The sequence below is a fragment of the Streptomyces triticisoli genome, from assembly GCF_003270085.1.
GTDB classification, from domain to species: domain Bacteria; phylum Actinomycetota; class Actinomycetes; order Streptomycetales; family Streptomycetaceae; genus Streptomyces; species Streptomyces triticisoli.
On sequence record NZ_QFDQ01000140.1, the window covers coordinates 17,227 to 27,350 of the forward strand.

The 10,124-nt window shown below is 73.0% G+C and carries 11 protein-coding genes and 1 pseudogene; 5 read left to right on the plus strand and 7 right to left on the minus strand.

Annotated features, from left to right (window positions below; genetic code table 11):
* Nucleotides 1-10: 10 nt before the first annotated feature.
* From DEP02_RS19435 to DEP02_RS34880, 3 genes and pseudogenes are all read right to left on the minus strand, one after another.
* A complete protein-coding gene (locus DEP02_RS19435; RefSeq protein ID WP_112468962.1) occupies nucleotides 11-1,018 on the minus strand; it encodes a methionine synthase in 1,008 nt (335 codons plus the stop codon).
* A gap of 74 nt (nucleotides 1,019-1,092) precedes the next feature.
* Entirely contained in the window at nucleotides 1,093-1,791 is a 699-nt protein-coding gene (locus tag DEP02_RS19440; RefSeq protein ID WP_112468963.1) for an SDR family oxidoreductase, read from the minus strand.
* Between the two features lie 15 nt (nucleotides 1,792-1,806).
* A pseudogene (locus tag DEP02_RS34880) lies at nucleotides 1,807-1,923 on the minus strand (LOG family protein); the annotation flags it as partial.
* A gap of 50 nt (nucleotides 1,924-1,973) precedes the next feature.
* On the opposite strand from DEP02_RS34880, the gene DEP02_RS19450 reads away from it, so the two are divergent.
* The 4 genes from DEP02_RS19450 to DEP02_RS19465 all read left to right on the plus strand — a co-directional run bounded on the left by DEP02_RS19450 (nucleotide 1,974) and on the right by DEP02_RS19465 (nucleotide 4,830).
* Entirely contained in the window at nucleotides 1,974-2,297 is a 324-nt protein-coding gene (locus DEP02_RS19450) for a DUF427 domain-containing protein (RefSeq protein WP_112468964.1), read from the plus strand.
* 47 nt (nucleotides 2,298-2,344) lie between these two features.
* Nucleotides 2,345-3,124 (plus strand): alpha/beta fold hydrolase, encoded by a 780-nt coding sequence (locus DEP02_RS19455; RefSeq protein ID WP_112468973.1) that lies wholly within the window; start codon nucleotides 2,345-2,347, stop codon nucleotides 3,122-3,124.
* A 128-nt stretch (nucleotides 3,125-3,252) separates the two neighbouring features.
* Nucleotides 3,253-4,191: a ketopantoate reductase family protein gene (locus DEP02_RS19460; protein ID WP_112468965.1), complete on the plus strand. Its 939-nt coding sequence runs from the start codon at nucleotides 3,253-3,255 to the stop codon at nucleotides 4,189-4,191.
* Nucleotides 4,192-4,278: 87 nt separating this feature from the next.
* Entirely contained in the window at nucleotides 4,279-4,830 is a 552-nt protein-coding gene (locus DEP02_RS19465; RefSeq protein ID WP_112468966.1) for an SRPBCC family protein, read from the plus strand.
* A gap of 199 nt (nucleotides 4,831-5,029) precedes the next feature.
* Here DEP02_RS19465 and mnmA read toward each other — a convergent pair whose 3' ends face one another.
* Nucleotides 5,030-6,169, minus strand: coding sequence for a tRNA 2-thiouridine(34) synthase MnmA (gene mnmA / locus DEP02_RS19470; protein ID WP_112468967.1), 1,140 nt, complete (start codon nucleotides 6,167-6,169; stop codon nucleotides 5,030-5,032).
* Nucleotides 6,170-6,229: 60 nt separating this feature from the next.
* Here mnmA and DEP02_RS19475 point away from each other — a divergent pair, with 60 nt between their 5' ends.
* Nucleotides 6,230-6,889 carry an N-acetylmuramoyl-L-alanine amidase gene (locus DEP02_RS19475; protein ID WP_112468968.1) on the plus strand — a complete coding sequence of 220 codons (660 nt, stop codon included), beginning with the start codon at nucleotides 6,230-6,232 and terminating at the stop codon, nucleotides 6,887-6,889.
* A gap of 9 nt (nucleotides 6,890-6,898) precedes the next feature.
* Here DEP02_RS19475 and DEP02_RS19480 read toward each other — a convergent pair whose 3' ends face one another.
* From DEP02_RS19480 to DEP02_RS19490, 3 genes are all read right to left on the minus strand, one after another.
* On the minus strand, nucleotides 6,899-8,068 hold the full coding sequence (locus DEP02_RS19480) for a cysteine desulfurase family protein (RefSeq protein WP_112468969.1): 1,170 nt from the start codon (nucleotides 8,066-8,068) through the stop codon (nucleotides 6,899-6,901).
* 308 nt (nucleotides 8,069-8,376) lie between these two features.
* Nucleotides 8,377-9,237 carry a thioesterase family protein gene (locus tag DEP02_RS19485; RefSeq protein WP_112468970.1) on the minus strand — a complete coding sequence of 287 codons (861 nt, stop codon included), beginning with the start codon at nucleotides 9,235-9,237 and terminating at the stop codon, nucleotides 8,377-8,379.
* 50 nt (nucleotides 9,238-9,287) lie between these two features.
* Nucleotides 9,288-9,944, minus strand: a complete 657-nt coding sequence (locus DEP02_RS19490; protein WP_112468971.1) for a trimeric intracellular cation channel family protein — start codon at nucleotides 9,942-9,944, stop codon at nucleotides 9,288-9,290.
* Nucleotides 9,945-10,124 lie beyond the last annotated feature (180 nt).

A 10,124-nucleotide genomic window follows, 5' to 3' on the forward strand; every position in this document is an offset into this window, starting at 1 on the left:
TGTCCTCCCGTTACTCTGGGTTGTCCGCGAGAGACCTCGCCGCCTGGACGCAGTGGGCGAGCGCCCGGCGTGCGTAGGCGGGGGAAGCGCCCGCGAGTCCGCACGCCGGAGTGACCGTGACCGCCTCGGCGAGAAGCCCCGGTTCCAGCCCCAGCCTGCGCCACAACGTCCTGACACCCATGACGCTACCGGCAGGGTCTGACAACGGGCCGTCCGTGCCCGCAACGACGCCCGCGAAGAGCCGGGCGCCCGCTTCCACCGCTTCCCCGATCGCGTCGTCGTCACGCTCGGTGAGAAGCGAGAGGTCGAGGGAGACCGCCGCGGCTCCCGCCCGGCGCAGCAGGGCGAGCGGCACGTCCGGTGCGCAGGAGTGCACCACGACCGGCCCCCCGGTGTGCGCCCCGACGACGTCCCGCAGCGCGGCCTCCACCACCTGCCGGTCGACGGCGCGGTGGCTCCGGTAGCCGCTGGCGGTCCTCACCTGCCCGCGCAGGACGGCGGTCAGGGACGGCTCGTCGAGCTGGAGGACCAGCCGGGCGCCGGGAACGCGCCGCCGCACCTCCGCGAGATGGAGCCGCAGCCCCTCGGCGAGCGAGGCGGCGAGATCCCGGCAGGCGCCGGGATCGGAGAGGGCCGCCTCGCCGTTCCTGAGCTCCAGGCCGGCGGCGAGCGTCCACGGCCCCACCGCCTGCACCTTCAGCGCGCCCTCGTACCCCTGGGTGAACTCCTCCAGGGCGTCGAGGTCTTCGCCGAGCCAGGACCGCGCCCGTTTGGTGTCCCGCCCCGGCCGGTCCCCGATCCGCCAGCCGCTGGGCTCCACGCGCGCGTACAGCTCGACGAGCATCCCGGCGGTCCGCCCGATCATGTCGGCGCCGGGCCCGCGCGCGGGCAGCTCGGGCAGGAAGGGGAAGTCCTCGAAGGTGCCGGTGACGGTCTTGACGGCCTCCCGGGCGTCTCCGCCGGGCATGGACCCGACACCGGTGGCGGCACCGAACCTGAACTGGCTGTTCTCACTCACCCGGGAAGCCTATGCAACTCCCGGCGCGGCGTGCGGGGATCCCGGCTCGCGGGGTCCCGGTGCACGGGGTCCGCTCACCGCCCCGGCCGGACCGTCAGGTCGTTGACCTCCGCGTCCCGCGGCAGGTCCAGGGCCATGACGATGGTCGTGGCGACCGACTCGGGGTCGATCCACTTCCCCGGGTCGTACTCCTTGCCCTCCTGCTGGTGGACCTTGGCCTGCATGGGGCTGGCGGTGCGGCCCGGGTAGACGGTGGTGACCCGGACACCGTTCGCGTGCTCCTCCTGGCGCAGGGAGTCGGCCAGGGCCTTCAGACCGTGCTTGGAGGCGGCGTACGCGGACCAGCCGGCGCCCGCGTTCAGGCCGGCGCCCGAGTTGACGAACACCACGTGGCCGCGCGAGGCGCGCAGCTGGGGCAGGAAGTGCCGGGTCAGTTCGGCGGGGGCGATCAGGTTGACGTCCAGCTGGTGCCGCCAGCTCTTCGGGGTGAGCTCACCGACCGGGCCGAGGTCGACCACGCCCGCGACGTGCAGCAGGGAGTCCACCCGGTCGGGCAGCGTCTGGTGCGAGAACGCCCAGCTCAGCCGGTCGGGGTCGGCCAGGTCGCCGACCAGGGTCCGCGCGCCGGGGAACTCGGCGGCCAGCTCCTTGGCCCGGCCCGCGTCGCGCGCGTGCAGCACGAGTTCGTCCCCGCGCGCGTGCAGCCGGCGGGCCACGGCCGCGCCGATGCCGGAACCGGCCCCGGTGATCACATGAGTAGCCATGCCCGCCATGCTCGCACCACGGTGTCAGCGACCGCTCAGCGACTCCTCCGGGTACGCCATCGCGCCCGCGGGCTCATCGGCGAAGAACACGAGCTCGGCGAGCGGCCGGGGCAGGAACCCGTCCTCCTCCGTGCGGCGGAAACAGGCGCCGAACGCGGGAAGAACCCAGGGCCCGCGGGCGCTGTTCCGACATGACCCGAGGACACACCATCACGATCGACAAGAGCGGCGACCACGTGCGCGTGGTTCACGGCGGCCAGATCCTCGCGGAGAGCGACCGCCCCCTGGTGCTGCGCGAGACGGGCTGTCCCCCGCGCTACTACCTCCCGCCCGAGGACGTACGCCTCGACCTGCTGACGCCGTCCGACACGCATACGTACTGCCCCTTCAAGGGCACGGCGTCCTACTGGTCCCTGCCGGACGCGGCGGACCTGGTGTGGGCTTACCCCGCCCCGAAGCCGGACGTCGCCGAGATCAAGGACCACCTGTGCTTCTACGAGGTCGAAGTGTTGTGACCCGATGAGTCCGATCTGCCGTGGCAGTCTTGACCGACATGACCGGCATGGACAAGAAGACCGTCTCGCGTGACGGCACCTCCCTCGCCTACCGCCGCACCGGACAGGGCCCGGTGGCCGTCCTCGTCAGCGGCGCGATGTCGACGGGCGCGACGATGGCACCGCTGGCGGCGGCGCTGTCGGACCGCTGCGACGTCGTCGTCTACGACCGCCGGGGCCGCGGCGGGAGCGGGGACACCGCGCCGTACGCGGTGGAGCGCGAGGTCGAGGACCTCGCCGCGCTGATCGACGCGGTGGGCGGCGAGGCGGCGCTGTACGGCGTCTCCTCGGGCGGCGCGCTGGCCCTGAGGGCGGCGGCGAGCGGGCTGCCGGTCCGCCGGGTGGCCGTCTACGAGCCGTCGTACGCCGTCCACGAGGGCGGCGAGCAGGAGCGCGCGGAATACACCGACAACCTGACCAGGGCGCTCTCGGAGGGCCGCCGCGGTGACGCGGTCGAGCTCTTCCTGCTCCTCACCGGCCTGGCCCCGCGGATGATCGCCAACGCCCGCCAGTCCCCCATGTGGCCCGGCATGGAGACGATCGCGCCCACCCTCGCCCACGACGACGCCGTGATGGGCAACGGCCTGATCCCCCGCGACCTGCTGGCCTCGATCACCGTGCCGGTCCTCTCCGTCTCGGGCAGCGCGAGCCCGGCCTGGCTGCGCGAGGCGGCCCGCCTGGTCGCCGAGGCCGCGCCCCGGGGGACGTACCGCACCCTGGAGGGCCAGACCCACGCGGTGGAACCGGAGGTGCTGGCACCGGTGCTGGCGGAGTTCTTCATGTCGTGAAACGGTCTTCGTCCACGGCGCGGTGGGCCGGGGCCCAAAATGCGCCGAGACCCGCCGTTGCCGGCGCCCACCGGGACGGCGGCCCCGCCCGACCGGGGCGCCCCGCGACCGGAAGGGACACCGCAGCCATGCCCAGCACCACTCACGACGTCACCGAAGCCACTTGCGCGGAGGAAGCTCCCCACCCCTGGACCGTGGCCGTGCTCGGCCCCGGCGGCGTCGGCGGGCTGCTCGCCGCGCTGCTGTCCCGGGCGGGTCACCGGGTGATCTGCCTGGCCGGGGACGCGACGGCGCAGTCCCTGCGCGAGGGCGGGATACGGGTGCGCAGCGGCCGGTTCGGGGACTTCACCGCCACGGTCGAGGCGGACACCGAGCTGCGGGAGCCGGTCGACCTGTGCGTGGTGGCCGTCAAGCACACCAGTCTGGACGCCGCACTGGACCGGGTCCCACCGGCCGCGCTCGGCACGGACGGCCTCGTCCTGCCGCTCCTCAACGGCATCGAGCACACCGAGAACCTGCGCCGCCGCTACGGCGACGAACGCGTGGCCGCGGGCGTCATCCGCGTCGAGTCGACCCGTGTCGCGCCCGGTGTCATCGAGCACGGCAGCCCGTTCGCCGAGATCGACCTGGCCGGGACGACCGCGCGCCCGCTCACCGGCCTGGCCGCCGTGCTGGAGTCCGCCGGCGTGCGGACCCGTCTGGCCGAGTCCGAGACCGCCGTCCTCTGGGCGAAGCTGGCCTTCCTCGCTCCCTTCGCCCTCCTCACCACCCGCTACGACGTCACCATCGGCACGGTCCGCACCGGCCATCGCGAGGAACTGCTCGCCCTCGTCGGCGAGATCACCGCCGTCGGCCGCGCCGCCGGGGCGCCGCTCGACCCGGACCGGACCCTGTCGATGTACGACGCTTCTCCTGCCGGGATGAAGTCCTCTATGCAGCGCGACGCCGAGGCGGGCCGCGCCCTGGAGCTCGACGCGATCGGCGGCGCCGTGCTGCGCGCCGCGAAGCGGCACGGCATCCCGGCGCCGACGACCGCCCGGCTGGTGTCCGAACTGACAGCCTTGTGATCAACACAACACGCCTCACGGGGAGTTAGCGACCCTAGACTCCCCGTGCGGGAGCGGCGAACGACCGCGCCCACACGGGGAGCAGCCATGCGTTACGCCGACCAGCCCGGCACACACCGCGAGGCTCACATCGCGGCGGAGCCCTCGCGGGTCTGGGAAGTCGTCACCGACGTCGAGGCCATGACCGGGTGGAGCCCCGAACTGGTGCGAGTCGAGTGGCAGGACGGTGCCGACAGGCCGGCGCCGGGCGCCCGTTACCTCGGCCACAACCAGAATCCGGTCGTGGGCGAGTGGCGGACCGTTTCCCACATCACGGAGGTCGTCCCGGAGCGCACCCTCACCTGGTGCGTACTGGACCCCGACGGACGCTACGGCAAGGCATCCGAGGATCCGGCGGACCGGATGGCCACCTGGTCCTTCGCCCTCACTCCGGCGCCGGAAGGGGGCACCGTTCTGCGCCAGTCGGTCACGATCGGCCCCGGCCGCTCCGGCCTGAACGCCTACATCGACCGCGCCCCCGACCAGGAGGAGGCGATCATCGCCTACCGCCTCAAGCAACTCGGCCAGGGCATGGACGCCACCCTGACCGGCATCAAGGAGACGGCGGAAGGCCGGTCCCAGGACGTGTCTCGAAAGTAGAGCCGTCCGCCCGGGGGGCGGCCCCGCCAGGGGGGAGTCCGACGCTGTTGGCACATCCGGCCGGCGTCCGGCTCGCCCGGCGCCAGCAGCACGGGAAACACCGGGCAGGTGTCCGTGGCGCTGAGACCCTCAGCACGGGATTCGCCCAGCGCAGCGGTCGGTGAGCTTCTTGCTGTCCGTTCCGTCCGCAGTCTGTGCGTCAGACCGCCGTGGTCGGCTCCTTCGCCCGGGCCGTGGAGGCGATGGTCGCCGAGCCGACGACGCGTGTGCCGTCGTACAGGACGATCGCCTGGCCGGGGGCCACTCCGCGGACCGGCTCGGTGAAGGCGACCCGGAGTTCGTCGTCGACGAGCTCCGCGGTGACCTCGGTCTCGCCGCCGTGGGCGCGGAGCTGGGCCGTGTAGGTGCCGGGGCCGGACGGGGCCGTGCCGCACCAGCGGGGCCTGATGGCGGTGAGGGCGGTGACGTCGAGGGCGGAGGCGGGGCCGACCGTGACCGTGTTGGACACCGGGGAGATGTCCAGGACGTAGCGCGGCTTGCCGTCGGGGGCCGGGGTGCCGATGCGCAGGCCCTTGCGCTGGCCGATGGTGAAGCCGTACGCGCCCTCGTGGGTGCCGACGACCGTGCCCGACTCGTCGACGATGTCGCCTTCGGCCTTGCCCAGGCGGCGGGCGAGGAAGCCCTGGGTGTCGCCGTCGGCGATGAAGCAGATGTCGTGCGAGTCGGGCTTCTTGGCGACGGCCAGGCCCCGGCGCTCGGCCTCCGCGCGGATCTCGTCCTTGGTGGTGACCGTGTCGCCCAGGGGGAACATCGCGTGCGCGAGCTGCTTCTCGTCCAGGACGCCGAGGACGTACGACTGGTCCTTGGCCATGTCGGAGGCGCGGTGCAGCTCTCGCGAGCCGTCCTCGTTGACGATCACCTTGGCGTAGTGGCCGGTGCAGACCGCGTCGAAGCCGAGGGCGAGCGCCTTGTCCAGCAGCGCGGCGAACTTGATCTTCTCGTTGCAGCGCAGGCACGGGTTCGGGGTGCGGCCGGCCTCGTACTCGGCGACGAAGTCCTCCACCACGTCCTCGCGGAAGCGCTCGGCGAGGTCCCAGACGTAGAACGGGATGCCGATGACGTCCGCGGCGCGGCGGGCGTCGCGTGAGTCCTCGATGGTGCAGCAGCCCCGCGCGCCCGTGCGGAAGGACTGCGGGTTCGCGGAGAGCGCGAGGTGGACGCCGGTGACGTCGTGGCCGGCCTCCGCGGCGCGCGCGGCGGCGACGGCGGAGTCGACCCCGCCCGACATGGCGGCGAGGACGCGGAGGGGGCGGCGGGTGCGCTGCGGAGTGTCAGTCATAGCCCTTCCAGGGTACGGGGATGCGGGAACCGGGGCCGCCGGGTGTCCGTTGAAGATCGTATGGGGCGGAAGAAGGACGACAAGGGACGGCGGCCGGGGCGGCGGGCGCTGCTCATCGGTGCGGCGGCGGTGGTCGTGGGCGGGGCCGCGCTGGAGCGCAGCGGGCTGTCCCGGCTGTGGTGGCGGCTGCCGGGCGCGCAGAAGCCGCGGGTGGAGGGCGCGGTGGACTTCGGCGGCGCCCGGTGGGTGGCGGCCTCCTCGGCGAACTACCGGGGGGCGGACCGCCCGGACGACTACCGGATCGACCGGGTCGTCATCCATGTCACGCAGGGCAGCTTCGCGAGCGCGGTGAAGGTCTTCCAGGACCCGGGGCACGGGGCCGCCACGCACTACATCGTCCGCAAGGACGGGCATGTCACGCAGATGATCCGCGAGCTGGACGTGGCCTTCCACGCGGGCAACCGGGATTACAACGAGCGGAGTGTCGGCATCGAGCACGAGGGTTTCGTCGACGACGCCTCCTCCTTCACGGACGCGATGTACGCCGCCTCGGCACGGCTGACGGCCCGGATCTGCGCGCGGTACGAGATACCCGTCGACCGGGAGCACATCATCGGCCACGTGGAGGTGCCGGGCGCCGACCACACGGACCCGGGGCGGCACTGGGACTGGGACCGGTACATACGGCTGGTCCGCGCGGCTGGGACCACGCGGACCTGAGCCGTTCCGTTACGTCAGTCCCGCCGCGCGGGCGCGCTCCACCGCGGGGCCGATGGCCTTGGCGACCGCTTCGACGTCGGCCCGGGTGGAGGTGTGGCCGAGGGAGAAGCGCAGGGTGGAGCGGGCGAGGTCCGGGTCGGTGCCGGTGGCGAGCAGGACGTGGCTGGGCTGGGCGACGCCCGCGGTGCAGGCGGAGCCGGTCGAGCACTCGATGCCCTGGGCGTCCAGCAGGAGCAGCAGGGAGTCGCCCTCGCAGCCGGGGAAGGTGAAGTGGGCGTTGGCGGGCAGGCGGCCCTCCGGCGCCGGGTCGCCGCCGAGGATCGCGTCCGGGACCGCGGTGCGCACCGCCTCGATCAGCTCGTCGCGCAGTGCGCCGATCTCGCGGGCGAACCACTCACGACGCTCGGCGGCGACCCGTCCGGCCACGGCGAAGGAGGCGATCGCGGGGACGTCGAGGGTGCCGGAGCGTACGTGCCGCTCCTGGCCGCCGCCGTGCAGGACGGGCACGGGGCTGTGGTCGCGGCCCAGGATCAGCGCGCCGATGCCGTACGGTCCGCCGATCTTGTGGCCGGAGACCGTCATCGCGGCCAGTCCCGAGGCGGCGAAGTCGACCTGGACCTGACCGACGGCCTGCACCGCGTCGGAGTGCAGCGGGACGCCGAACTCGGCGGCCACGTCGGCCAGTTCGCGGACCGGCAGCAGCGTGCCGATCTCGTTGTTGGCCCACATGACGGTGGCGAGGGCGACGTCGTCGGGGTTGCGGGCGATGGCCTCGCGCAGCGCTTCGGGGTGGACGCGGCCGTAGGAGTCGACCGGGAGGTACTCGACGGTGGCGCCCTCCTGCTCGCCCAGCCAGTGGACGGCGTCGAGGACGGCGTGGTGCTCGACGGGGCCGGCCAGGACGCGGGTGCGGGCCGGGTCGGCGTTGCGGCGGGCCCAGTACAGGCCCTTGACGGCGAGGTTGTCGGCCTCGGTGCCGCCGGAGGTGAAGACGACCTCGCTGGGGCGGGCACCGAGGGCTGCGGCGAGGATTTCGCGGGACTCCTCGACCGTGCGGCGGGCCCGGCGGCCGGATGCGTGGAGGGAGGAGGCGTTGCCGGTGACGCTCAGCGCGGCGGTCAGCGCCTCTGCCGCCTCCGGGAGCATGGGGGTGGTCGCGGCGTGGTCGAGGTAAGCCATGGTGAGGCCGATTCTACGGGCGCTCACGGCCGGCCCGGGGATCAGGACGGGCCAGGGTGTCGGGAGGGGTCAGGGTGTCAGAAACCCCAGGACAAACTCCAGGACACCGTGTGGTCCGCCTGCATGAGGGCTAGGCGGACCAGGATGTCGGAGGTGCCGGGACTGGGACCGAGGAAGGCGCGGCCGCGGCGGGTGGTGCCGCGACCGCGGGGCGAGGCCGGCCAGGGCGATGGCGACGGGGCCGGGACCGGGGAACAGGTCGAGGGCGAGCGGGCCGAGCCGGCCGCCGTCGCCGGCCGGTCCGACCGTCAGCCCAGCCTGACCCGCGCGAGCTGCCGGGACTGCGCCACCAGCCGGTCGGCGCTGTCCCAGACCTCGGCGTCCTCCTCCAGGAAGCCGCCGGCGAGGTTGCGGGTGGTGATGGACACGCGCAGCGGGCCCGGTGCCGGGCGGCAGCGGACGTGCACGGTCAGCTCGACGGTCGGCACCCAGCCCTCGATGCCGAGCTCGAAGGCGGTCGGGGGCAGCGCGTCCACGGTGAGCAGCAGGGAGAGCGGGTCGTGGTCCCGGCCGTCGGCGAGGCCGAACCAGGCCCGCATCTCGCCGTTGCCGGAGGGCGAGCCGAGCGCCCAGCCGAGGGTGGCCGGGTCCAGTTTGAGCATCAGGCGGTCGGCGATGGCCGAGTTGCCCGGGACCGGGGCGGGAGCGTCCTGGGGGCCGAAGCACTGTTCCATCGGCGGGATCGCGGGCGGTTTCGCCGTGGTGCGTACGTCGTCGGGCAGGGTGCCGAGGTCACCGTAGGAGGCCAGGACGCGGATGCGCTCCACCTCGCGGCCGTCCTCGTCGTACTGGAGGAGGGAGGCCTGGCCGGTGGAGAGGGTGCGGCCGGTGCGGGCCACGTCCGTGCGCACGACGGCCGGCCCGGGCTGGGACGCGGTGAGGTAGTGCGCGGAGATGGTGAACGGGTCCGGGTGCGGCAGGGCGTCCGCGAGGGCGCGGCCGAGGACGGCCAGCAGGTAGCCGCCGTTGACGGCGTTGATGATGGTCCAGCCGGCGGAGAGCTCGGTGTCGTACACACCGGGGGCGCGCCGGGTGACCGCGGTGTCACGGTCGAACTCGCTGTCGCCGATCGTGGCCCGCGCGGCCGGGGCGGTGGCTGCTTCTGACATGCGTGAACGATACAACAGGAAATTACTAAGCAGTAGCTTTTAGTCGGGCCTCACTCCTCCCGTACCGTCGAGCGCCGGTTCCAGGCGCGCGGAGCCCGCCAGTGGTACCGCATCGCGAGCAGGCGCAGGGAGAAGGCGGTGGCCGCGGCGAAGCTGCTGGTGAACGGGTTCACCACGTCGTAGCGGATGCACAGCGCCACGATGGTGGCGCCGACGATCGCCGGGACCGCGTACAGGTCGCGGTCCCAGCGCAGCAATGACGGCACCTCGTTGGCGAGTACGTCCCGCAGCACACCGCCGCCCACGGCGGTGGCCAGGCCGAGCGTCGCCGACGCGGTGAGGCTGAGCCCGTAGTCGTACGCCTTGCTCGTGCCGACGACGCAGAACAGGCCGAGACCCGCCGCGTCGAAGACGTTGACGCCGGCCTGGATGCGCTCCACCTGCGGGTGGAGGAAGAAGACCAGGGCCGTGGCGAGCAGCGGGGTGACGAAGTATCCCAGGTCCGTGAAGGCGGCGGGCGGCACGGCACCGATGACCAGGTCGCGGAAGAGCCCTCCCCCCAGGCCGGTGGCCTCGGCGAGCACGGCTATGCCGAAGACGTCGAAGTTCTTGCGCACGGCCAACAGGGCACCGGAGATCGCGAAGACGAAGATACCGATCAGGTCGAGCGTGTGCAGGACGGACGGGCTGAACAGTTGCTGAAGCACCTTTACATTCTCACTCAGCAAGAACCCCTCGCCTTACAAAACAAGGCGAGGGGCTGGGTGAGCTTGCTGTCACCAGCGAGCCCTACGGCTTCCTCAGCCTTCTCGACCTTTTGCGGGTCTTCAAAGTTGAGCGGTGCGGAGGTGTCCGCGGGCTCGGCGGGTGGTGACGCAGCGTGTGCG